This window comes from Flavobacterium sharifuzzamanii, from assembly GCF_003254585.1.
In the GTDB taxonomy this organism is placed as follows: Bacteria; Bacteroidota; Bacteroidia; order Flavobacteriales; family Flavobacteriaceae; genus Flavobacterium; species Flavobacterium sharifuzzamanii.
Genome location: NZ_QJGZ01000039.1, coordinates 54049 through 76485 on the forward strand (window position 1 = coordinate 54049; position 22437 = coordinate 76485).

The 22437-nt window shown below is 32.3% G+C and carries 24 protein-coding genes; 13 read left to right on the forward strand and 11 right to left on the reverse strand.

What is annotated here, in order from left to right; all coding sequences use genetic code 11:
* Positions 1-338: 338 nt before the first annotated feature.
* Positions 339-908 (reverse strand): DUF3109 family protein, encoded by a 570-nt coding sequence (locus DMA14_RS13030; RefSeq protein WP_111425084.1) that lies wholly within the window; start codon positions 906-908, stop codon positions 339-341.
* 356 nt (positions 909-1264) lie between these two features.
* On the opposite strand from DMA14_RS13030, the gene DMA14_RS13035 reads away from it, so the two are divergent.
* The 3 genes from DMA14_RS13035 to DMA14_RS13045 all read left to right on the forward strand — a co-directional run bounded on the left by DMA14_RS13035 (position 1265) and on the right by DMA14_RS13045 (position 2761).
* Positions 1265-1843 carry a MarC family protein gene (locus DMA14_RS13035; RefSeq protein ID WP_008465051.1) on the forward strand — a complete coding sequence of 193 codons (579 nt, stop codon included), beginning with the start codon at positions 1265-1267 and terminating at the stop codon, positions 1841-1843.
* A gap of 107 nt (positions 1844-1950) precedes the next feature.
* Positions 1951-2154, forward strand: coding sequence for a hypothetical protein (locus DMA14_RS13040; protein WP_095928256.1), 204 nt, complete (start codon positions 1951-1953; stop codon positions 2152-2154).
* A gap of 1 nt (position 2155) precedes the next feature.
* Positions 2156-2761: an FAD-dependent oxidoreductase gene (locus tag DMA14_RS13045; RefSeq protein ID WP_111425439.1), complete on the forward strand. Its 606-nt coding sequence runs from the start codon at positions 2156-2158 to the stop codon at positions 2759-2761.
* Between the two features lie 171 nt (positions 2762-2932).
* Here DMA14_RS13045 and DMA14_RS13050 read toward each other — a convergent pair whose 3' ends face one another.
* From DMA14_RS13050 to DMA14_RS13070, 5 genes are all read right to left on the reverse strand, one after another.
* A complete protein-coding gene (locus tag DMA14_RS13050) occupies positions 2933-3250 on the reverse strand; it encodes a hypothetical protein (protein WP_111425085.1) in 318 nt (105 codons plus the stop codon).
* A gap of 143 nt (positions 3251-3393) precedes the next feature.
* Positions 3394-3759, reverse strand: coding sequence for a nuclear transport factor 2 family protein (locus DMA14_RS13055; protein ID WP_111425086.1), 366 nt, complete (start codon positions 3757-3759; stop codon positions 3394-3396).
* Positions 3760-3775: 16 nt separating this feature from the next.
* Positions 3776-5353 (reverse strand): S41 family peptidase, encoded by a 1578-nt coding sequence (locus tag DMA14_RS13060; protein ID WP_111425087.1) that lies wholly within the window; start codon positions 5351-5353, stop codon positions 3776-3778.
* On the reverse strand, positions 5353-5784 hold the full coding sequence (locus DMA14_RS13065) for a deoxycytidylate deaminase (protein ID WP_012022621.1): 432 nt from the start codon (positions 5782-5784) through the stop codon (positions 5353-5355). The genes DMA14_RS13060 and DMA14_RS13065 overlap by 1 nt, the downstream gene beginning before the upstream one ends.
* A 6-nt stretch (positions 5785-5790) precedes the next feature.
* The gene (locus DMA14_RS13070; protein WP_111425088.1) at positions 5791-6384 is read right to left on the reverse strand and encodes a HupE/UreJ family protein; all 594 of its coding nucleotides are present in this window, start codon (positions 6382-6384) and stop codon (positions 5791-5793) included.
* Positions 6385-6552: 168 nt separating this feature from the next.
* Here DMA14_RS13070 and DMA14_RS13075 point away from each other — a divergent pair, with 168 nt between their 5' ends.
* Entirely contained in the window at positions 6553-6984 is a 432-nt protein-coding gene (locus DMA14_RS13075) for a TerB family tellurite resistance protein (protein ID WP_095928262.1), read from the forward strand.
* A gap of 114 nt (positions 6985-7098) precedes the next feature.
* On the opposite strand, the gene DMA14_RS13080 is transcribed toward DMA14_RS13075, so the two are convergent.
* The gene (locus DMA14_RS13080; protein WP_111425089.1) at positions 7099-7512 is read right to left on the reverse strand and encodes a hypothetical protein; all 414 of its coding nucleotides are present in this window, start codon (positions 7510-7512) and stop codon (positions 7099-7101) included.
* 294 nt (positions 7513-7806) lie between these two features.
* Positions 7807-8811 (reverse strand): class 1 fructose-bisphosphatase, encoded by a 1005-nt coding sequence (gene fbp, locus DMA14_RS13085; RefSeq protein ID WP_111425090.1) that lies wholly within the window; start codon positions 8809-8811, stop codon positions 7807-7809.
* Positions 8812-8982: 171 nt separating this feature from the next.
* Here fbp and DMA14_RS13090 point away from each other — a divergent pair, with 171 nt between their 5' ends.
* Both DMA14_RS13090 and DMA14_RS13095 read left to right on the forward strand, forming a co-directional pair.
* Entirely contained in the window at positions 8983-9471 is a 489-nt protein-coding gene (locus DMA14_RS13090; RefSeq protein ID WP_111425091.1) for a GNAT family N-acetyltransferase, read from the forward strand.
* 139 nt (positions 9472-9610) lie between these two features.
* The gene (locus tag DMA14_RS13095) at positions 9611-10870 is read left to right on the forward strand and encodes an aspartate kinase (RefSeq protein WP_111365939.1); all 1260 of its coding nucleotides are present in this window, start codon (positions 9611-9613) and stop codon (positions 10868-10870) included.
* A gap of 346 nt (positions 10871-11216) precedes the next feature.
* Here DMA14_RS13095 and DMA14_RS13100 read toward each other — a convergent pair whose 3' ends face one another.
* On the reverse strand, positions 11217-11570 hold the full coding sequence (locus DMA14_RS13100) for a helix-turn-helix domain-containing protein (protein WP_091135489.1): 354 nt from the start codon (positions 11568-11570) through the stop codon (positions 11217-11219).
* A 143-nt stretch (positions 11571-11713) separates the two neighbouring features.
* Between DMA14_RS13100 and DMA14_RS13105 the strand changes: the two genes are divergently transcribed.
* The 5 genes from DMA14_RS13105 (at position 11714) to DMA14_RS13125 (ending at position 14654) form a co-directional block, all read left to right on the forward strand.
* Positions 11714-12493: a hypothetical protein gene (locus DMA14_RS13105; RefSeq protein WP_111425092.1), complete on the forward strand. Its 780-nt coding sequence runs from the start codon at positions 11714-11716 to the stop codon at positions 12491-12493.
* 21 nt (positions 12494-12514) lie between these two features.
* A complete protein-coding gene (locus DMA14_RS13110; protein ID WP_111425093.1) occupies positions 12515-13084 on the forward strand; it encodes an SdpA family antimicrobial peptide system protein in 570 nt (189 codons plus the stop codon).
* Positions 13081-14025: a hypothetical protein gene (locus DMA14_RS13115; protein ID WP_111425094.1), complete on the forward strand. Its 945-nt coding sequence runs from the start codon at positions 13081-13083 to the stop codon at positions 14023-14025. The genes DMA14_RS13110 and DMA14_RS13115 overlap by 4 nt, the downstream gene beginning before the upstream one ends.
* A gap of 102 nt (positions 14026-14127) precedes the next feature.
* Entirely contained in the window at positions 14128-14361 is a 234-nt protein-coding gene (locus tag DMA14_RS13120; protein WP_177211904.1) for a putative signal transducing protein, read from the forward strand.
* A gap of 65 nt (positions 14362-14426) precedes the next feature.
* Positions 14427-14654, forward strand: coding sequence for a DUF5808 domain-containing protein (locus DMA14_RS13125; RefSeq protein WP_111425096.1), 228 nt, complete (start codon positions 14427-14429; stop codon positions 14652-14654).
* Between the two features lies 1 nt (position 14655).
* Here DMA14_RS13125 and DMA14_RS13130 read toward each other — a convergent pair whose 3' ends face one another.
* The gene (locus DMA14_RS13130; RefSeq protein ID WP_111425097.1) at positions 14656-16896 is read right to left on the reverse strand and encodes a TonB-dependent receptor domain-containing protein; all 2241 of its coding nucleotides are present in this window, start codon (positions 16894-16896) and stop codon (positions 14656-14658) included.
* A 116-nt stretch (positions 16897-17012) separates the two neighbouring features.
* Positions 17013-18071, reverse strand: a complete 1059-nt coding sequence (locus tag DMA14_RS13135; protein WP_111425098.1) for a helix-turn-helix domain-containing protein — start codon at positions 18069-18071, stop codon at positions 17013-17015.
* A 186-nt stretch (positions 18072-18257) separates the two neighbouring features.
* Here DMA14_RS13135 and DMA14_RS13140 point away from each other — a divergent pair, with 186 nt between their 5' ends.
* The gene (locus DMA14_RS13140) at positions 18258-21692 is read left to right on the forward strand and encodes a hypothetical protein (protein WP_111425099.1); all 3435 of its coding nucleotides are present in this window, start codon (positions 18258-18260) and stop codon (positions 21690-21692) included.
* Between the two features lie 63 nt (positions 21693-21755).
* The gene (locus DMA14_RS13145) at positions 21756-22331 is read left to right on the forward strand and encodes a hypothetical protein (RefSeq protein WP_203418298.1); all 576 of its coding nucleotides are present in this window, start codon (positions 21756-21758) and stop codon (positions 22329-22331) included.
* Positions 22332-22437: the final 106 nt, after the last annotated feature.

Here is a 22437-nt window from a genome sequence, read left to right on the forward strand (position 1 = left end):
GACAATTTTTATTTAATTTTTATACCGAATTTTTTGCTAATTCAATAGACTACAAAGATTGTCAATTAACGCCAAAAATGAAAGTCAAACTTATTCACAATTTGCTGTAGTTTTTAACAACGTTAATTTTTTGAGAAACTTTTCATACAATAATTAATTTACTGTAAATGAAACATTTAAAACCTACAATTACACCTGAAAGCCCCGTAAAATATAGACTTTTAAATATAAAAAGCAAGAAATTTTAAATAGTTTTAAAAAGTTTTTTTTGAGTTAAAACTTTGTTTTTTTGAGTCAAAAAATGAAGTCAAAAAAAGGTATAAATTACACTTTAAATTTTAAGAATTTTTAAGTTCTTCAGCTACCTTTTCAAGTTCCAAATACCAGTCCTCTCCAAAACGGCGAATCAGCGCTTCTTTTACAAATTTGTAAACCGGAACCTCTAACTCTTTTCCTAAAGAACAAGCGTCATCGCAAATATCCCATTTATCGTAATTTACCGCTGCAAATTCTGTAAAGTCTTTTACACGAATTGGATATAAATGACAAGAAACCGGTTTTTTCCAGTCAACTACTCCTTGATTATATGCTTGCTCAATTCCACAAAGCGCAGTTTTTCCGTCAAATATTACGTAAGCACAATCTTTATTGTCAATAAGTGGGGTTTCAAGATCACCATCAGTTCCTTTTACCCACGTTCCTTGCGCTTCGATTGCTTCAATTCCTTCTTTTCGTAAAAAAGGTTTTACTTTTGGATAGATTTCTTCTAAGATTTTAGTTTCAGCCTCATTCAAAGGCGCGCCCGCATCTCCATCAACACAACATGCTCCTTTACAAGCAGACAAGTTGCACACAAATTCTTTTTCCAGAATGTCCTCTGAAATAATAGTTTTACCTAACTGAAACATGATATTTAATACTGTAATTTATAAAGTGCAAAGATAGTCAAAGAAAGGAGATAAAATAGGATGAAAATTTAACCGCAAAGTTCGCAAGGATTTACGCAAAGGTTCGCAAAGTTTACATCCACACATTTCAATTACCTATTCTAACTTTGCGAACCTTGCGAATTAACTTTGCGTGCTTTGCGGTTAAACCTATTATAAGTTTTACTAAATGCAAAAGAAAACAACAATTGTTACAAATATCACTTTTTTAACCAATAAAACATGTTTTTATAACAAAAATACATTGTATCGAAAAAACACCTAACTTTATTAACTACTTTTGCAGCAGTTTTTTAAACCCTAAAAATCAAAGCGATATGTTAGAAATCGATTTTAAAGAAATCATTACCGTTAGTATGGTGCTTTTTGCCGTAATTGATATTGTTGGTTCAATTCCGATTATTGTAAATTTAAGAGCTAAAGTCGGACACATCGAATCTGAAAAAGCTTCTATTGTGGCAGGTGCCATTATGATTGTTTTTCTTTTTGTTGGGGAAGGTTTGTTAAATTTAATTGGTATCGACGTTCATTCGTTTGCCGTTGCGGGATCTTTCGTTTTGTTCTTTCTGGCTTTAGAAATGATTTTAGGAATCAGAATTTATCGTGATGAAGAACCAGGATCTGCCTCTATTGTACCCTTGGCTTTTCCTTTAATCGCCGGAGCAGGAACCATGACCACTTTATTATCGCTTCGATCTCAGTTTCATACCATTAATATTATCATTGCAATTGTACTAAATATCATCTTGGTTTACATCGTTTTGAAGTCTTCTAAAAAAATCGAAAATCTATTGGGAGAGAACGGACTTGGTGTGGTTCGCAAGACATTTGGAGTAATACTTTTAGCAATTGCTGTTAAATTATTCGCTGCTAATGTTAAAGGTTTGTTTGTCTAAATTTTATTTTTATAAATTTACCCCGTAAAATTTCTAAAATACAACTTTAAGGCAATTTCCCCATAAAGTTCTACTTTATATTTTTAGACAAAAACAAAAACAACCTTATGAAAATTTTCACTTCAATCTTAGTGCTTTTGGCATTAGCTTTAATCGTTTTTAATATTACGCTATTAGACTTTCAAAACCCTTTTCAAGGAGATAGTATGGTAGCTTTTATTGGAATCGCCGCTTCATTTTGCGCTGTTTTGATTCTTTTGATTTTTAGAATTTCAAAAAGAATTGAAGAAAAAATGAATGACAACAGATAATATGTTTGATGTTTTAATTATTGGCGGAGGAGTATCTGGCATGTCTTGTGCTCTTGTCTTAGGGTCCGCAAAAAACAAAACTTTTGTTACTGATAAAAAAATCGGAATTTTTACCCACCAGAAAAATTCTTCTTTACAAGAGGCAATATTTTATAACGCTTACGGAATTACACCAGGAAAATTAGGTTCTGAACTTTTAACTGAAAGTACACAGGATTTAGCAACAACTTACCCACACATTACTCAGATTCCAAATGAAAAAGTAATAAAAATCGAGGGCAGTTATCCTGAATTTACAGTAGTAACCAACAAGAATTCATACCAAACAAGAAATATCGTAGTCGGAATTGGTTCAGCCAATACTTTTGACATCGAAGGTTTAATGCAATTTGTTGAACCTCATAAAAAAGCTCTTCCAGAAAAACAGCGAATTCAACTTAAAAACGACGATCATAAAGTTGCTGACGGGATTTATGCAATCGGTACTTTAGCTGGTTGGAGAAGCCAATTGGCAATTGCAGCTGGAAGTGGTGCAGCTGTAGCAACAGATATTCTTACTTTATGGAATAACGGTGTACAGACTCACGCTCACGATAGTATTCGATAATTTTTTTGTTTTTAACATTAAGGGATTAAGAAAAATTAAGTTTTATTCTGATACAAACTTTATCAAGTTTCATTAAGAAAAAATTCCAAACAAAAACCATTAAGAGATTAAGAAAACAAGCTAAATAGCTTAATAAACTTAATCTCTTAATGGTTTAATTATTTTGTTGATTTATTTAACCGAAACGATCTCTGTTACTTTGATATGGTTTTCTTCTTCGGTTTTCCATTTTTCTCCTTTTACAGATACCACATCTCCAATTTTTAATTGTTTGTAGTTTTGAGGCCCTCCCACGTTTACAATACTAATTGTTGCAAAGTATACTTCTTTGGCGTCTGTTGTAATTTTGGCTGTGTAGCCATCTTTACCCGCTTCTATACCGTCTACTTTTCCTGAAACTACAGCATTTGCATCGTTTTTCATAGTTGTGCAAGAGATTATAAAAGTCATTAGAAGCACTAGAAAACTTATTCTTTTTAGATTTTTCATTTTTAAATATTTAAATGTGTAATAATCTCCAAGATTACTATATTTTCTTTAGCCACAGATTAAGAAGATTAAAAGGATTTTATAATCTGTGTTATTTTTTAATCCAATAGCTATCAGGAGTGGCTTTATATTTTATTCCAAAATTATGCCAGCTGAACACAGCTTCCTGCTATAACTTTTAGATTTTTCCCTATTTTTTTCCAGACTCTTACATACTTAAAAACTCCGTTAATCGGATTACCATCATAAGCCCCTTTTAACGCGACTGTAACCGTAACTACAGCCGAATCACCAATTATATTGACGATTTGATCTGAACCTTCTAAAGAATCAATTTTAATCTTTCCAGAACGGTATGTCTGCAAATCGAAATCTTTAGTGATGGTTTGTCCGTCGGGCATATTGAACAATAAATCATCATGAAGGATTGTTTCCAAAGCCATAACATCCGATTTTTTAATGGCAGTAAGTAGTTCAATTTCTGCATCAACAACGGTTTCTATTTTCATGATATAAGGATTGAAATTATTTCTTCGGAGTCAGAATTGTTTTTATCATGGCATCTTCTTTTAAGATTACATCATAATAATACAATTCTCCATACAGCTGTCGGGCAAATTCAGCTGTAATATGACGGTTTACGAGCGCTTTTGTTTTATCCAATTTCAGATCAAGACCTGTCATCAAGATATAATTCTTGAATTTCTTAAAATATGTATCTGAACTTTTCATTTTAGCTAAAAACGCATTGAAATTATCGCCCGCAAAAGCATTTCTGTTTTTGTCTAATTCTTCAAAGACAAAATGACCAACAATTCCTGTTTGCAGCAAATAAGCAACATTTTCATTTCCATGCTCTGCTTCCATTGGTACGAAAACATCTGGAACAATTCCGCCACCGCCGTACACTATCTTCCCTTTTGGAGTTTTAAATTTTAAAGAATCAGCTACTTTTATGCTATCTTTTGCATATAATTCTCCTGTAGCAATTCTAGATTCTGATTCTTTAAAATATTCTTCGTTACCTTTTTTATAAGGCTTCTGAATCGATCTTCCTGTTGGTGTATAATAACGCGCTACAGTCAATCTTACTGCAGATCCGTCGTTAAAATCCATTTCCCTTTGAACGAGACCTTTTCCAAAAGAACGGCGCCCAACGATCGTTCCACGGTCATTATCTTGAATTGCTCCAGCTAAAATTTCGCTTGCAGAAGCACTATTCTCATTAATTAAAACATATACTTTTCCAGTTTCAAAGCTTCCTGCTTTTGTAGCATACGTTTTTTCGGTTGAACCGTTTTTGCTTTTCGTGAAAACGATTAACTGTTTATCTTTTAAAAACTCATCTGCAATGGCAATCGCTTCTTCCATGTAACCACCGCCATTATCGCGAAGGTCAATTACGAGCGACTGAATTCCTTTTTGCTTTAATCTTGTTAAACCAGTTTTAAACTCATTAAAAGTGGATTCTGCAAAACGATTTATTTTGATATAGCCGACATTATTTCCAAGCAACATAGAAGCATCAACGCTTTTAATTGGAATAACGTCCCGCTTAACTTTAAATTTCAGTTTCTTTTGTTCTGATTTTCTAAAAACAGTCAATTCTATTTCTGAACCTTGAAGTCCTTTTAATTTGGAGAACAAACTATCAGAAGGCAATTTTCTACCATATAATTTGGTTTTTCCTGCGAATAGAATTCGATCCCCAGATTTTATTCCTGCTTTTGCTGAAGGCCCATTTTCTACTGGTTTTATAATCGCAACCGAATCTTTATACATATAAAAATTGATTCCGATTCCGACGAAATCACCTTTCATACTCTCGGCAACCTCAGCTTGTTCGCTTGGCGGAATATAAACAGAATGTGGATCTAATTTGGAAAGTATATTATCGACTGTAAGATTTACAATCGAATCTGTATTGACGCTATCAACATATTCTGTATTGATAAAATCAATGAGTTTGTTAAGTTTCGTTTTTGAGTAATTTTTAGCCAAAAGCTGATCACTTGCGGGAGCATTCATAAGGCTTCCGGCAATTGTTCCAAGAGCAAAAGTCGCTCCTATGACTATTGGCAAATATTTCGAATTAAATTTCATTACTCTTCTAAAACAGGAATATGTTCTACCTCTACGCCTGCTTTTATTAAAAATTGAATTCCTGAGTCGTCACGATATCCATCTTTATACACTACTCTTTTTATTCCAGATTGATGTATTAATTTACTGCATTCTTTGCAAGGTGAAAGCGTGATATATAATGTTGCTCCTTCACAAGATTGCGTTGATCTTGCTACTTTCAGGATTGCATTTGCTTCAGCATGTAAAACATCCCAGCGTGTTAATCCGTCTTCGTCTTCACAGCAATTTTCAAATCCAGAAGGTGTCCCGTTGTAACCGTCAGAAATGATCATTCTATCTTTTACAATAATAGCGCCAACTTGTTTACGTTTACAGTAAGAAAGCAGACTCCACTCTTTTGCAATTCGCAGATATGCTTTATCGTATTTATTCAGTTTTTTTACTTCCATTTAAATTTATCTGTTCCAAATTGGGCTTTCAATAATCATCGGAATTACAACTCCAATGATAAAAGCCGACATTACAAGTGCCCAGTCGCGTTTTGAAAAACGGAAAACTGTCTGCACTATATATGAAATTACCAGAACAACAAAAACCACTACCAGCTGAGCAGCTTCTATTCCTAAGGCAAACTCTCCCAAAGGTAACAATTTTGAGGTTGCAGAACCTCCTAAAATTGTTTTGAAATAATTAGAAAAACCTAGTCCGTGAATAATTCCAAAGAATAAAGTTATGAAAAATACCAGATTTACGCCATCATTTTTTGAGGTCTTTCCAGCCGTAAATAAATGATAAAGTGCTGTTACGAGAATTGTAATCGGAATCAGGAATTCTACAACATTTACTTTTATGGCAATTATGCCGTAAACAGAAAGAATTAGAGCCAAAGTATGGCCAATTGTAAAAAGAGAAACCAATAAAAAAATTCTTTTCCAGTCTTTAAAAAGATACGGAACAGTTAAGGCGATTAAAAAAAGAACGTGATCGTAAGCATTGATATCTAAAACGTGTTTTAATCCTATTTGAAAATAAATCCAAAATTGTGACATAGGTGTAATGTAATTAAATAATTAGGGGTTGTAAACTTACGATTAATTTTCAAACTTAAATATTGAAGCCCCCAAATCCTTCAATAAAGAAAAGTTAAATTTTATGAGAATTTTAAAATCGATAATTTAAAAATAAGGCTATATTTGTTTAACAAAAACTTTACAATTATGTCATTTTCAGAATTATTTGATAGCGAATTCAAGCAAAGAAACAAAGGACACTTTTCTGCTATTGTTCGTGTAGCTTTAGCTGATGGTGTTGTTTATCCGGAAGAAAAAGCCTTTTTAGATAAACTTGCTTCTCGTTTAGAAATTACAGAATCGGAATACGAAGAAATTCTTAGCGATCCTTTAAAATATCCGATCAATCCACCTTATTCATATGTTCAGCGTTTAGAGCGTTTATATGATTTAACAAGAATGGTTCATGTTGACCATCATCTTGAAGACAAACAAGAAGTATTATTGAAAAAAATAAGTGTTGCTCTTGGATTTACACCAAGCAACGTAGATTACATTATTGCTAAAGCTTTATCATTAGTTGATAAAAAAGTAGATGCTGATACTTTTATCTACGAAATGCAGCATATGCATAAATAGTATTCAGTAATCAGTTTTTAGTGTTCAGTTTTTATACTGAAACTTGACTGCAAACGAAAATTAAAAAAACAAAACCCGATAATTGATTTTATCGGGTTTTGTTTTTTAAACCCTTTATTTTGACTGCGTTATATTTATATTATCAAAATAGTTTCCCGACTGTAATCCTATATTAAGAATCCTTTCTGCACCCGTTGTATTTTTACTCATCGTAATAATCAAAGTGTTTCCATTTTTCTTTTCTACCTCGAAAACATCATTTTTAAAGATAAAATTTTCAGAAGACAAATTTACAGTTCCTTTATCAATTCTTACTTTGTCTAATGAAAAACCATTTACCCACCATCCTTTGTTCTCTGCAGTGATCGTAATTGTATTGGCCTCTGCGGTAAAAGAAGCTTCTTTCTTGGAAAGCTTAATATCATCCTCAGATCGTCCAATTGGAGGATCCTTAATCTCGTCACTACTACAGGCAACAAACAAAACTGAAAATATTCCGAACAGAATCATCAATAGTTTTTTCTTCATAACAATTTACTTTTTGGTTTTTGATTAGTTTTAAAGCGCTTATAAAAAATTAATCCATAATTTCTCATAAATGCAAGGTTCATTTTAAAGATGGAAAAATCTTAAAAAGGTTGCGTCTTATTTTTTAGTTTTCAGTATTCAGTAACAGTCAACAGTTTTACGCTTAAACTTTTAAAATTTAACTCAAAACAAAACCCGACAGGTTTTAAAAACCTGTCGGGTTTGACACCTTATATAGTCCAGACTGAAAACTGCGACTGTGACTGATCACTAAAAACTGAACACTGAATACTTTCACTCAGCCGCCATAAATTCTTCAGCTTTTTCTACCATATTATAGCTTCCACAGAAGAAAGGCACTCTTTGGTGCAATTCGGTTGGCTGGATTTCCATAATTCTTCCGAAACCATCAGTTGCTTTTCCTCCCGCCTGTTCTGCCAAAAACGCCATCGGATTACATTCGTAAAGCAAACGTAATTTCCCTTTTGGTGCTTTTGAACTTGTTGGATAAATATAGATTCCGCCTTTAATCATATTTCGATGAAAATCGGCCACTAAACTTCCGATATATCTTGAAGTATAAGGTCTGTCTCCTTCTTCGCGCTGGCAGTATTTAATGTAATTTTTTACTCCCTGCGGAAAATGAACGTAATTTCCTTCGTTTACTGAATAAATATTTCCGTTTTCTGGAAATTTCATGTTTGGATGCGAAAGATAAAATGTACCAATCGCTGGGTTTAACGTAAAACCATTTACGCCATGTCCAGTTGTATAAACCAACATCGTTGAAGTTCCATAAATTACATAACCTGCTGCAACTTGATTGATTCCCGGCTGTAAAAAATCCTCGCTAGTTACCGGAGTTCCTATTGGAGTTACTCTTCTGAAAACAGAAAAGATAGTTCCCACAGAAACATTTACATCAATGTTTGAAGATCCGTCAAGCGGATCCATTAAGATCACGTACTTATTATTATGACTGTTGTCGCTCCCCTGAACAGTAATAAAATCGTCGTTTTCTTCAGAAGCAATACCACAGACAATCTCACGGTTTATTAACGTCTGGATAAATACTTCGTTTGCATAGACATCTAATTTTTGCTGGTCTTCACCTTGAATATTCTGTTCGCCTGCCGCGCCCACAATATCTACTAAACCCGCTTGGTTTACTTTATGATTGACCACTTTTGCTGCCAATCGAATAGAGTTGATAATTCGCGAGAGTTCTCCCGACGAATACTGAAATGCTTTTTGGTTCTCAATAATAAACTCTCCCAGTGTTTTATTGCGTTCTTCCATTTCTAAATCGTTATAGTTTTATTTTTAAGTCACAAATATCGCTTATTTTGTGAGAATGATTTAAAAATTATGTTGTTAGTTTGCTACTATTGTATATTTGCTAATAATCTGCAAAAAGCACTAGCTAAAATGAAGCTTTTTTAGATATTAAATAGTTAAAAATAGGAATATATGAATATTAGAAAAGGAAATCCTGAAGATATGAAATCGGTGTTAGGGCTTATTCAGGAGCTGGCTATATTCGAAAAAGAACCCGATGCAGTTGTCATTACAGAGGAAGATTTAGTGCGCGACGGATTTGGTGAAAAACCATTATTTAATGTGTTTGTAGCGGAGATCGAAAATGAAGAAAAACAAAAAGAAATTGTTGGAATTGCATTATATTACTATCGCTATTCTACCTGGAAAGGAAAGACAATTCATCTTGAAGATTTGATTGTAAAAGAAAAGATGCGAGGCACCGGTTTAGGTTCTGCTCTTTATGCTGAAATCATGAAACAAGGAAAAAGAGATAATGTTAGAAGAGTTGAATGGAATGTTTTGGATTGGAATACTCCAGCCGTAAAATTCTATGAAAATTCTGGAGCTAAAATCCTCGACACTTGGAGAGTTGTACAAATGGATCAAGCTGGAATTAATTCGTTCTTAGAAAAATTATAAAAAATATTTAGCCACAGATTATAAAGATTCAAAGGATTTTAAAATCTGTGTAAATCATTTTAATCTGTGGCAAAAAAAACAAAATACTAGGCTTCAGCTTAAATCTGAAATCTAAAATCTAAAAAATCTAAAATTAAAAATGAGAGTATTTAAATTTGGTGGTGCATCGGTAAAAGATGCAGATGGAATTAAAAACGTATACGACGTTTTACAAAAAGTGGGTTATGAAGACGTGATTTTGGTAGTTTCTGCGATGGGAAAAACTACAAATGCTCTCGAAGTTGTAATCAAAAATTACTTTGAAAAATCGACAGAATTAAATGCTTCTGTTCAAGAAATTAAAAAATACCACAATCAGATCTTATTGGATTTGTTTGAAGATGAAAGTCATGCGGTTTTTGCAGCTGTAAATGCTCAGTTTGACGAATTAGAATATTTCTTAGCTCATAATAAATCTCCAAACTACAACTTTGTTTACGATCAGGTGGTAAGTTTTGGTGAATTGATTTCGACTAATATCTTAAGTCATTACATGAATTTCAGAGGAATTCAGACGCAATGGCTTGATGTTCGTAATTTCATTAAAACGAATGCAAACTACAGAGATGCAGAAGTTGATTGGGAAACTACACAGCAAAACATCAGTAAAAATGTACCTAGAAAACAATTAAACATTACTCAAGGTTTCTTAGGCGCAGACGAAAACAACTTTACAACAACTCTTGGCCGTGAAGGTTCTGATTATACTGCTGGAATTTTTGCTTATTGCTTAAATGCAGAAAGTGTAACAATCTGGAAAGACGTTCCTGGAGTTATGAATGCAGATCCGCGTTATTTTGAAAATGCAAGTCTGTTAAACCAAATTTCATATCGTGAAGCTATCGAATTGGCATTTTACGGAGCAACTGTAATTCACCCAAAAACATTACAGCCATTACAGAAAAAAGAAATTCCATTATACGTAAAATCGTTTATCAATCCGTTATTAAAAGGAACTTGCGTTTCTAAAGGAGTTGATTTGGAACCACAATATCCTTGTTTTATCGTAAAAAGAGAACAGCTTTTAATTTCGCTTTCATCAATTGATTTCTCTTTCATTATGGAAGAAAACATCAGTGAGATTTTCGGTTTATTCCACGAATTTAAAATCAAAGTAAACCTGATTCAAAACTCTGCAATTAGTTTCTCTGTTTGTGTGGAAGATAAATTTGGAAATTTCCCAGAATTGAATGCTATTCTTTCTAAAAAATTCAAAGTAGAATACAGCGAAAATGTAACTTTATATACAATCCGTCACTTTACAGAAGAGGCAGCGCAGACTGTTGAAGCTAACAAAGAAGTTTTATTGAAACAAGTTAGCCGCGAAACTATGCAGATTGTAACTAAAGAATTAATCTAATATTGCTTTATAAAAGGTAATTATTTAATTCAAAAATTATTGAAAAGGCTTCACATAATTGTGAGGCCTTTTTTATTTCGAAAGAGTTTTCTTCATTTAATCTGTTTTTTGATTATATTTACTTTCTTTCTAATAAATATAAAAATGACCAAAAAGAGCTTTTTACTTGTTTTTATTATTCTTGGTTTATTATACATAGCTATATCTTTAAGTCCGTTGCTTACAAAAAACATTAAAGATATTTCATACTCCGATTTTAGATTAGTGATTGGTCCTTTTCTCTCTACAGTTGGAATTCTTATAACCTATACACAACTGAAAAGAAGAAAAAGTTAACTCCCCTTATTTAATTTTTACCTTTATTTAAGTGCTTTATAATGGTTTTCAAATCTTCAATTTGCAACTCATATTGCTTTATAATTTTTCTATAAACTCCTAACATCGCAATTTCTGTTTGTCGTTCTGTATTCATTAGACTTTCATAAACAGAATCTCCTAATCCTTTTCTAACTAATTCTTCTGGAGATATTTCAAAAATCTGACATATTTTATTAAAATGAATAGCCCAAGATGTACTCTCCCCGCGTTCCATTCTTGCATAAGCCGATTGTGAAATTTGCAAATGATCTGCGGCCTCTTCTTGTGACATATTCTTTGATTTCCTCAAAACTTTTAGATTATCTCCTACAATTTTATTCATAATTAACAATTTAAAAAACAAATATAAACATAAGAATTATTTTACAATTATTCGAATTTAGGTTTTTAATAACCGATTTTCGACTAAGACTGGCATTCAATACTATATAGATTTGCAATTATTAACTGTAAAAAAAAAAAATCATGGAAAGAATCAAATCAATTTCGATAAAATATCATATTCCAACAATTATTGGAGTTATGTTTCTCTTGTTTAGTTGTACAAAAGATGAAATTTTAAATAATGGACTAGAAATGAACAACACTTCATTCACTGATGAAGAAGTTTTTAAAGGCGTGATGTTCTTAGAAGGACCTGTTGCAAATAAAATGAACGATTTCAAAGATTTAAACTTTAGATCATTTGTTGCTGATAAATCACAGATTGAGGAAATAATAAACTTTCAAAATGAAGTTGTAAACAGAATAAAATCTATTGATCCAAATTACTTATCTGATTTTAGAAAAAAAATTGGTTCAGGAGATTATTATTTAATCAAAGAAACTTTTTCTAAGGCCTCAACCAAAATATCAAATATCATTTATGAAATTTCAAATCTTGACAAAAACGAGATTTCTATAGTAGCAAAAAAATTCAACTCTAATCTAAAGTACAAATATAATATTGATGAAAAATCTTCTAAAGAAGACCTTATAAAAGCATTAAATGACATCAAATCTGAAAAACAAACTTCAAAAAACGTAATGCCTGATTATTACTATAAGTGGGCAGCTGTCTGGATAGCTGCTGCAGCAGTATTAATTATTGTAATTGTTGCACAGGAAGCTCCTTTAGAACCAATTGATGAATTTGAACCATTCGAGCCTTTTCCTGATGAAGCAAATTCACAATTATCATCAGAAAAGAGATACTTAATGGATGATTATCAATCCGAAATAACATTTGAATTACAAGGTATTTAAACTTTCTCTTAAGAAAACATAATGAATAAAATATCCAAATTATCCTTTTTTTCTTTTTGTTTAGCTTTTCTTATTGTTGTCTTAGCTTTTTTTAAAGTAACAGCAATATATTTTGGAAATAATCCTCTAAATAACCAGTATAATGCCAAATCCCAATTGACATCGGTATTCCCGCAAGGATGGGCTTTTTTCACTAAAAGCTCTAGAGAATCTCAACTTCATATCTTTGATTGTAATTCTCTAGAGCCAAAATTGAAGAATCTAAAAAGCTTTACAAGCGAATATTATTTTGGTATATCAAGAAAGAATAGAGTTTTAAACATTGAAATGAATACTATTTTCCAAAAAATAGTTACTGATTCAGTTAAGCCGATCTATATTAAATCAACTAATATCTATACTGTTAACGAACACATTAAAAAGAAAAGAATTCATTACAAAAAGATAATAATAAAAAAAGGGAGCGCTCCTAACTTCAAAGGAAAATACTTATTTGTCACACAAATAATGCTTCCTTGGAATATAATAAAAAGAAAACCTGATTACCCTTCATCATTTATGGTATATCCAATTGAAATCACTGAAAAATGAATCAATTTATTACATCATTAGAACAAAAAAATATTTTCACTGAAAGATTAATGTTTGTGAGACTATTGCTAGCAATAAGTGCTTTACTAACTATTGTTTTTAACAATATTGAATACATTACTAATTTTGATTTAGTGTTGAACGATGAAACAAAATTTGCTGCAATAATTTTTTTCAAACAATTTAGCATCTTCACACTATTTCATCCCATACTCGCTAAAGTTGTTTCCATTCTTATCTTATTAATTATTACAACTGGTTATTTTCCTCAATTAACATGTTTTTTACATGCGTGGGTTCATTTAAGTATTTGCAATTCATTTTTAGGAGTTGATGGCGGAGATCAGATAGCTTCAAATTTAAGCATATTACTAGTTCCTATCTGCCTATTTGATAATCGAATAAATCAATGGAAAACCGGCAAAAACATTACTACAAAACCAAGAAAGGCAATCAATGTTTTCTTTAATACATATTATTTTTTAATATTATTACAGGTTGCCGTAATATATTTACATGCAGGCATAGGCAAATTATACAATAATGAATGGAGAGATGGAACATGTGCTTATTATTGGTTTACAAACAACATCTTTGGAGCTCCTTTCTTTTTACAAAAATTATATAGCATAATAACTTTAAGCTCTTTCACGCCTATAATAACTTGGTCAGTTATTATCTTAGAATTAGGGCTATTCGCGTGCATTTTAGCTTCAAACATAAATCTAAAAAAAACATTTCTCATAATAGGATTACTCTTTCATTTTAGCATTCTTATAACTCATGGATTAATAAGCTTCTTTTTCTCTATGGCATCAGCCTTAATTTTATACCTAGATAATGAAAATATGATTTTTGTTTTTTCTAAAACTAAATTCATATCTTTAAAAAATGTCTTACAATCAAAAACCATCCAACAAAGAAAAAAACAATTGACATAATTATTCTAATAGGTGATTTTTAAAGACATATAATCCTCTTACTTTTTTCTTTACAGCAATATTTATACTTATTTAAACATCATCTCAAAAACATATACAATCGTGGTCGAAATTTTTAGAGGTTCTTATATTGAATCGATGAATATTAAAAATTTATTGGAAAATAACGGCATTTCTGTCTTTATCGCTAATGAATACATGTCAAATATTCAGCCTTGGTCCGTCTCTGCTGGAGGGAATGATCCTGCCATTTTAAAAGTACTCGAAAAAGATATGGCTGATAGTAAAGTAATAATTGACCGCTATAACAAAGGCGAATATAATTTGACGGAATAATCTTTTGATGTATTGCAAACATGCACATTAGATTTCCGATTTAATATAAATTCAAATCTTAAAAAATGGAATTCAGTAAAGAGCCATCCGAGGAAGAAAAAAACAATTGGCATAACGATCCAAATAATTGGGTTTGGGGAATGTTTTACTATAACCCAAAAGACAAAAGAATGTTTCCGCTAAAGAAAATTAAGGAATTAGGCTGGACTATTAATTTTGCCAATCCCAATTCGGTTTTTCTTTGTGTTGTGCTTATTCTGGTTTTAATGATTATATCTGAAAGTGTCAAGTAATTTACCTCGCTCTATTATTCTCCGACTGCTCCACTTCTGACTTTTTATAAGTCGTCTTTTTTGAATCTCCAAAACTGTATGTTGCAATCAATTTAAAATAGTTGCTGGTATAGGTTCGGTGGTAATAAATTTGGGTTTGTCCGACATTGTAATCGCCCGAAACCATAAACTTATGAAAGATGTCGTTTGCCGTAAAATTGAGTTTTAGCGCATCTTTGAAAAAGTTTCTTTCTATTCCTAAAGTTATGGTCGAACGTCCGTTCTCGCTTCCTAATCCGTAGCTTCTATCGCTTAAATACCAAGCCAAAAGTTGCAATTTAAAAAGTTTTGGAATCGTAAATGTATTATTAGTATATAAATAGATCTGAGGTTCTACAGGACTGAATTCAAATGCATAATAATTGTCTACAGATTTCTGCCATGTAATGCTTGCTGTATTAACAGAATTCCACCATTTTATATTGAAAGATCTGGATATCGAAGTAAAAAAAGTATGCCCTTTTTCTAGATTCAATGCTCTTAAAATATAGCTGTTTGGAGTGTCGCCACGCAGAGCTGCCGCAGAAATCGGATCAATTTTATAAGTATAGCCAACTTTAAAATCAAACTTTTTGTACATCACGCCTATTTCAAAAGCATGTGTTTTTTCTGGAAGCAGATTCGGATTTCCTTCAATCGTCGTAAAAGGATCCTGATAAATTACATACGGATTTAAAGCCTGATATCTGGGTCTTGTAATTCTGGAAACATAAGAAAAATGCCCTTTCCAATCTTCTGAAAGATTAAAATTTAAAAGCATGTTTGGGAAAAAATTACCGTACGATTTATCAAATTTCTGAATTCCGTTGGCATTAGTAAATAAATCATAACTCGTTTTTTCTGCTCTTACGCCAAGAGAAAAATTGATTTTTTCATTCAATGCTCCAATATAATTAAAGTATGCAGCAGCAATTTTTTCATTGTATTCAAAATCACTCGAAAGCTCATCGTCTAGCTCAAAATTTATTTCATCCTCAGAAATCAAGAAATCTGTTCCTGAGTTTATTGTAGCGTGACTAAACTTCGTCCCTATTTCGAGTTTAGTTTTTTCATCTATTTTCTTCGAATAATCGGCTTGAACTGCAATTATATTGATTCGGCTATCGACATTATTCTTTAAAAATCTTTCAGAATCTGTTTCTTCTACCAAACTGCTTTCTTCAATAAAATCTCTTATGGTTTGGTTGTAATTTGAAAATTGCGATCCTATAAATAGTGAAGAACCTTTAGCCGTTGTCCAATTATAATTCAAATTGATGAATTGATTCAACAAAATATCATTTCGGTCAACATCTGTGGCGTAAAAACTCTTCCCAGAATTGTTTGTTATGGAATTTCTGCTTTCTGTAATACCGCCTAAATCACTCACATTGCCGCTATAAGCCAATGAAATATAATTATTTGGAGAAAAACTATATTGAAGTCCGAATCCGAAATTAGAATAATTATTAAATCTTCTTTTCCAATCGGTTGTCAATTCAGATTTCATAAAATCATCAGGATTAGGACGAGTTCTGGTCGTATATAGCAACTCGCGGTTTCTTCCTAATTGCAAACCGTAATTGGTTATAAAAGAGAATTTTCCTTTAGAATAATTAAAATCTAAAAGCGTGTTATAAAGTGTTCCGCCAAATTTAGAACCTGTTATGTGCTGATTGACAGCGCCCATTATACCGCTTTCAACATTTTGCTTGGTTATAATATTGATTACTGCTTTTCCTTCAGCATCGTATCTTGCAGAAGGATTTGAAATGACTTCAATCTTTTGAATTTGTGAAACGGGAATAGCAGCAAACCGCTCATAATTAATCAAAACTCCATTGAGATAAATTATGGCTTCACCTTTCCCAACAACGCTAATTTCTCCGTCAGCGACCACAACATTTGGCACTCTTCCAAGTAATTCATTTACCGAACTGCTGGTTGCGAGAACAGTTCCGTTTACATTGACATCAATATTTCCATTGGCTCCATATTTTAATAATAAAGGCTGGCTTTTTATAACCACTTCATTTAACTCATTGTGTTCTTTCTCTTTAATAAGCACAGTGTCTTGAGCAGACTTTAATGACTTTTTCCCAAGGAGTACATCATCACTATAATAACTTTTATCTTTACTATTTTTTATGCGTTGCGCTTTTATTTCTATTGATGAAAAAGCAAGGAAAAAAATAGAAATGATAACCAATTTTAGAAATCTCATAAACTTTAACGATTAGCAGTTTGACTTTTATTTAGAACAAAAGTCATCTGAAAATCAATAAATGAGATTCCAAAAAACTAAATCAGGAGTACGGATTTATAAATTAATACTCCAATTTACGGTTGCAAAGCCTGAAGCTGATAGTTAAGCGGCGTGGTTCCTGTATGTTTTTTGAATGCTGTAAAAAAGGTAGATTTAGAATTAAAACCCACGTCATAACCAACAGATTCTAAAGTTAATTTATCTGAAGAAGTGATAATTTTACATGCTTCGTTGATTCTGAATTCGTTTACATAACTGGTGAAATTTTTTCCTAAATTATTATTCAGAAACTGCGACAATTGATGGCTTGAAATATTAATTTCTTGAGATAGATCTTGAAGCGTTAAGTTTGGATTTTTATATAAACTCTTTTCAAACATGGCATTTTCAAGTTTTTCTGACCACATTAGCGCTTCTGCCGATTCTATTTTTTTATTCGAAATCTTTCCATTCAACAAAAACAAATCGTCTGTTTTTTTTCGGTACAAAAGAATTGAAATTCCTAAATATAAAATGAATGAAAAAACAACCGCACCACTTATATAAGTTGCTGCAGAAGCTCCCATAATTGCCAAGAAGTAAAACAGGAATAATAAACAATTTCCAAAATAGAGCATTGAGAACCACATTTCTGCGGGAGTAGTTTTTTCTTTTCGGCTGAGGATTTTTTTCAAAACACCACGAAGTGCAAAACCAGCAGAAACAATGTAAACCAACCACTGAAAATAAATGATTCTTATGAAAATGCCATTCCAAAGTTTTGGATATACTTCGTAAGGATATAAAACACCAACAGCAACGATTAAAGTTCCCCAAAATGCTAGAATAAACTTCCATGATTTGGGCATTATCTGAACTTCATCGACTGCCGATTTGACGAAATAATACAAACAGGGTCCAATAAAAAAACAAGCTGTAAGTCCAAATTGAAGATACATTTTTGGCAGTTCGGGATGAAAATATACAAATACAGATTTTGCAATTCGGATGCTTAGCGCAAACAAAAGCGCACCCAAGAAATAATTTGTCAGGTACTTTTTCTTGGTAAAAAAGAAAAAATAAACGCCGAGAATAATTCCGTTGAAAGCTCCTAAAGCACTAAAAAAGAATAAAAGTTCTTTGCTAGTATCCATAATTTAAGTTAGTTATATCCTAAACAAAGCTAAAAAAAAGATTGTCTTCACGTGAGATTTTTTCTGCAATTATTTTTTATTCTGCAATTTTAAAAATCTCAGAACTGCTTCATTTTTCAATAAATAAAAGCCTCGTAATTTCTTGATTATAAATACTACTTTTGACTTTTTAGAGTTAGAGTATTTATGTTGAAAAAATTACTGTTTTTGACGGTTTTCTTCTGTTTTTCTGTGCTTCAAGCTCAGGAAACTGAATCTCTGTACAAAACCAAAAAAGTAATCGTTTCAAAAGACACTATTCGTCTGGAAAAAGTCTCCATTAACTCTGGATTTTTCCAGATTCTGAATACTAAAAATGAACCAATCGATTCCACATCTTATAAAGTCAATTTTCAAAAAGGATATTTACTTTTAAATGAAAATTTCCAATCGGTTTCAGATACTTTAATTGTCAATTATCTTAATTATCCAGATCTCTTAACGAGAGAATATAGCCTTTACAAATCGGATCAAATTGTAAGCGGTGATGTCGGAACAGATAAATTATACCGAATAGACAATAATTCCAACGCAAAAAAAACAACTCCTTTTGACGGTCTTGAAACTTCTGGAAGTATTACACGTGGTGTTACAGTTGGTAATAATCAGAGTACAGTTTTAAATTCCAATTTAGATTTACAAATTACAGGAAAGCTTTCAGAAAAAGTGAGTTTAAGGGCTTCGCTGCAAGACAATAATATTCCGCTGCAAGACGGCGGTTATTCGCAAAAACTCGATCAGTTTGACAATATTTTTATAGAACTTTTTAGCGATGACTGGAACATTCGCGCCGGCGATGTATTTTTAGAAAATAGAAAAACTCAATTTTTGGGCTTTAATAAAAAAGTTCAGGGGCTTTCTGCCAACTTTGATTTTGATACCGAAAAAAGCAAAACCAACGTTTTTGCTTCGGTTGCTTTTGTAAAAGGACAATATGCTAAAAGTACTTTTACAGGTCAGGAAGGAAATCAAGGTCCATACAAACTAAAAGGCCAAAATGGCGAATTGTACGTTCTCGTTATTTCGGGTTCGGAGCGAGTTTATGTAAACGGCGTTTTATTAAAAAGAGGCGAAAACAACGATTATGTGATTGATTATAATGCCGGAGAAATTGTCTTTACTTCGCTTTTTACCATTACTTCAGAAATGCGTATTAATGTGGAATACCAATATTCTGAACGAAATTACAACCGATTAGTTACTTACGCAGGCGCAACACACGAAAATAAAAACTGGAGTTTTGGCGGATATATTTATTCTGAAAATGATATGAAAAATCAGCCTTTGCAGCAAAATCTTTCTCCAGAACAAGTTCAGATTTTAAGTCAAGCAGGTGATGATGTTAATTTAATGAAAGCGCCTTCTGCTTACGAAGACACTTATGCTGAGAATAAAATTTTGTATAAAAAGACACTGATCAATTCGGTTGAAGTTTATGAATATTCAAATAATCCTGCTGATGTCTTGTACAATGTAAGATTTAGCCAAGTTGGTGCAAATTCTGGGAATTATATTATTCAAAACAATAATTCTGTAGAGCGTATTTATCAATATGTTGAGCCTGTTAACGGAATTTTGCAAGGAAATTATGAGCCAATTGTACAGCTTGTTGCGCCAATGAAACTTCAAGTGGCAACGTTTTTAGGGAAATATAATCCGAATGAAAAAACTTTAGTTGATTTTGAATTGGCTGTTAGCAATAATGACCAAAATTTATTTTCTGGAATTGATGATGCTAATAATGAAGGAGTCGCTTTTAAAACCAATCTTAAAAAACGTCTTTTTTCTAGAAGCTGGAATTTAGACGCTTTCGCGAATTATCAATTCGTGCAGCAGAATTTTAAATCGGTGGAACGTTTGTATAATATCGAATTTAATCGTGACTGGAATTTAACTGGAACGCAATACGGCAATCAGAGTCTTTTGGTTACGGGTTTGAATTTTGATTTGTTTTCGAAAAAAGAGACTTCAAATATTGGTTTACTGACTTATCAATTTGAGAAATTGGATTTTAGTGAAAGTTACACTGGAGCAAGACATACTGCAAACGCTTTATTCAAATTGAAAAAATGGACAATCGAAAACAATGGCAGTTTCCTGAATTCTGATGCTACAGCTTCGACTTCAAAATTCATTAGAAACCAAACTAGAACCAAATATCATTTTGGAAAAAATTGGGTTGGAGGAACTATGCAGTTAGAAGACAATCAGCAGAAAGATAAAGTAACCAATCAGTTTTCGGCTTTAAGCCAAAGATTTTCAGAATATGGTGTATTTACCGGACGTGGCGACAGCACCAAAGTTTTTGTTGAAGTTGGTTTTCTGCAAAGACGAAATGATAGTTTGCAAAATGGGTTATTACAGCATGTAAATAATTCGCAAACCTATTATTTAAGATCCAAATTGATTCAGAACAAAACCACCGATTTGGCGGTTTATGCGAGTTACAGAAATTTAGATTTTACAGATAAATCGAGACACAATGAACCTTCTTTAAATTCGAGAATTCTGTACAACGATCGATTCTTTAATCAACTCATGCAAGTTGGAACGGCTTACGAAACGAGCTCAGGAACTATTGCACAACAAGAATTTACGTATGTAGAAGTTCCGACAGGACAAGGTGTTTATACTTGGAACGATTATAATGGCAATGGAATTCAGGAATTGGAAGAGTTTGAAGTTGCCGTTTACCAAGATCAGGCACGTTATGTTAGAGTCTTTTTGCCAAATCAGATTTATATTAAGACCAATCAGAATAAGTTTTCGCAGTCTTTAACTCTGAATCCGTTACAATGGCAAAATGAAAAAGGATTTAAAAAACTGCTGTCTTATTTTTATAACCAAACTTCTTTTATAATGGATCGAAAGGTTAAGAGCGAGGGCGAAAAATTAGAACTCAATCCGTTTGATTCATCAGAAGAAAATATTTTGGGTTTGAATTCGAGTTTCAGAAACAGCTTATTTTACAACCGAGGCAAACAAAAACATTCGGTTACCTATTCTTATTTGGTAAATAAAGGCAAAAGTTTACTTTCTGTAGGTTCGCAGCATGTGCAGAATTATTCGCATCAAATTCAATACACGCATTTATACCAAAATAGCTGGCTGTTTAATTTTTTCACTAAAACCATAAAAACCGATTTGGTTTCAAAAGATTTTGCAGAGAAGAATTATGATATTCAAGGCTGGCAGCTGGCACCAAAAATCAGCTATTTATTTTCTAAAAACACCAAATTGGATTTCTTTTATGAACTTCAAAACAAAAAAAATCAAATTGGGAATTTCGAAACTTTAGACCAGAACAGAATCGGAACTTCTTTTTCTTATGCTGGCGAAAAGAAAGTTACGGTTAATGGGGAATTTTCTTTTTATCAAAATAAATTTAACGGAAATGAATTTTCTTCAGTCGGTTTTCAGATGCTCGAAGGACTTCAAGCAGGATCAAATTTGGTTTGGAAACTGCTTCTGCAAAAGAACATTACGTCTTTTTTGGACATCAATTTAAATTATCAAGGAAGAAAAAGTGAAACTGGAAATACAATTCATACAGGAAATATCCAGCTCCGTGCATATTTTTAATGTAACACGAAAAAGATGACAATAAATTGTTTAATTTTAATTGAAATTTAAACTTTTAGCCTTATGAAAAAATTAGTATTATTATGTTTAATGGTTGTTTTCTCTTCTAATTTTTACGCACAGGAAACAACTGCAAAAACTACGAAAAGTAAAACAGAAGCTTCGGCAAAAAAAACGAAAGCAACCGCTGACAAAGCTTCGGCTGACGCAAAAAAAGAAGCCACAAAATCTAAAAAAGCAGCAGATGATGCAAAAGCGGCTTCCACAAAAGCCAAAAAAGAATCTGCTGACGCAGCAAAAAAGACTGCCGATAAACAAGCAACAAAAGCTAAAGCAGATGCAAAAAAAGCTACTGTAGAATCTGACAAAGCAAAAAGTACTGCTGACAAAGCAAAAAGCACAGCAGACAAAACCAAAGCTGATGCCAAGAAAACAACTGCAAAAGCTGACGCTACAAAGAAAGATGCCACAGCTGCTAAAAAATCGGCTACTAAAACTTTAAAAGAAACTAACGAAAAAGCACCATCTGTACCAGACAAAGTTACTGGCGAATACAATGGTAAAAAAGTATATACTGGCCCAAGAGGCGGTAAATACTATATTAACAAAAACGGTAATAAAACGTATATTCAGGACTAAGGTTCTGAGGGACTAAGGTTCTGAGGTGCTAAGGTTTTACGAGACTTTGAAGAAGCTGTCCAAAAGGACAGCTTCTTCTTTTTGTAAGCTTCTGAGCGACATATAT

Excerpts from the sequence above, each read along its gene's own strand:
- DMA14_RS13125 (WP_111425096.1), top strand. The coding sequence starts at position 14,427 with ATGGAATTCAGTAAAGAGCCATCCGAGGAAGAAAAAAACAATTGGCAT.
- DMA14_RS13110 (WP_111425093.1), top strand. The coding sequence starts at position 12,515 with ATGAATAAAATATCCAAATTATCCTTTTTTTCTTTTTGTTTAGCTTTT.
- DMA14_RS13055 (WP_111425086.1), bottom strand. The coding sequence starts at position 3,759 with ATGAAAATAGAAACCGTTGTTGATGCAGAAATTGAACTACTTACTGCC.
- DMA14_RS13140 (WP_111425099.1), top strand. The coding sequence starts at position 18,258 with ATGTTGAAAAAATTACTGTTTTTGACGGTTTTCTTCTGTTTTTCTGTG.
- DMA14_RS13075 (WP_095928262.1), top strand. The coding sequence starts at position 6,553 with ATGTCATTTTCAGAATTATTTGATAGCGAATTCAAGCAAAGAAACAAA.
- DMA14_RS13090 (WP_111425091.1), top strand. The coding sequence starts at position 8,983 with ATGAATATTAGAAAAGGAAATCCTGAAGATATGAAATCGGTGTTAGGG.
- DMA14_RS13095 (WP_111365939.1), top strand. The coding sequence starts at position 9,611 with ATGAGAGTATTTAAATTTGGTGGTGCATCGGTAAAAGATGCAGATGGA.
- DMA14_RS13145 (WP_203418298.1), top strand. The coding sequence starts at position 21,756 with ATGAAAAAATTAGTATTATTATGTTTAATGGTTGTTTTCTCTTCTAAT.
- DMA14_RS13130 (WP_111425097.1), bottom strand. The coding sequence starts at position 16,896 with ATGAGATTTCTAAAATTGGTTATCATTTCTATTTTTTTCCTTGCTTTT.
- DMA14_RS13045 (WP_111425439.1), top strand. The coding sequence starts at position 2,156 with ATGTTTGATGTTTTAATTATTGGCGGAGGAGTATCTGGCATGTCTTGT.
- DMA14_RS13065 (WP_012022621.1), bottom strand. The coding sequence starts at position 5,784 with ATGGAAGTAAAAAAACTGAATAAATACGATAAAGCATATCTGCGAATT.
- DMA14_RS13060 (WP_111425087.1), bottom strand. The coding sequence starts at position 5,353 with ATGAAATTTAATTCGAAATATTTGCCAATAGTCATAGGAGCGACTTTT.
- DMA14_RS13135 (WP_111425098.1), bottom strand. The coding sequence starts at position 18,071 with ATGGATACTAGCAAAGAACTTTTATTCTTTTTTAGTGCTTTAGGAGCT.
- DMA14_RS13080 (WP_111425089.1), bottom strand. The coding sequence starts at position 7,512 with ATGAAGAAAAAACTATTGATGATTCTGTTCGGAATATTTTCAGTTTTG.
- DMA14_RS13030 (WP_111425084.1), bottom strand. The coding sequence starts at position 908 with ATGTTTCAGTTAGGTAAAACTATTATTTCAGAGGACATTCTGGAAAAA.
- DMA14_RS13105 (WP_111425092.1), top strand. The coding sequence starts at position 11,714 with ATGGAAAGAATCAAATCAATTTCGATAAAATATCATATTCCAACAATT.
- DMA14_RS13100 (WP_091135489.1), bottom strand. The coding sequence starts at position 11,570 with ATGAATAAAATTGTAGGAGATAATCTAAAAGTTTTGAGGAAATCAAAG.
- DMA14_RS13040 (WP_095928256.1), top strand. The coding sequence starts at position 1,951 with ATGAAAATTTTCACTTCAATCTTAGTGCTTTTGGCATTAGCTTTAATC.
- DMA14_RS13050 (WP_111425085.1), bottom strand. The coding sequence starts at position 3,250 with ATGAAAAATCTAAAAAGAATAAGTTTTCTAGTGCTTCTAATGACTTTT.
- DMA14_RS13035 (WP_008465051.1), top strand. The coding sequence starts at position 1,265 with ATGTTAGAAATCGATTTTAAAGAAATCATTACCGTTAGTATGGTGCTT.
- DMA14_RS13070 (WP_111425088.1), bottom strand. The coding sequence starts at position 6,384 with ATGTCACAATTTTGGATTTATTTTCAAATAGGATTAAAACACGTTTTA.
- DMA14_RS13115 (WP_111425094.1), top strand. The coding sequence starts at position 13,081 with ATGAATCAATTTATTACATCATTAGAACAAAAAAATATTTTCACTGAA.
- fbp (WP_111425090.1), bottom strand. The coding sequence starts at position 8,811 with ATGGAAGAACGCAATAAAACACTGGGAGAGTTTATTATTGAGAACCAA.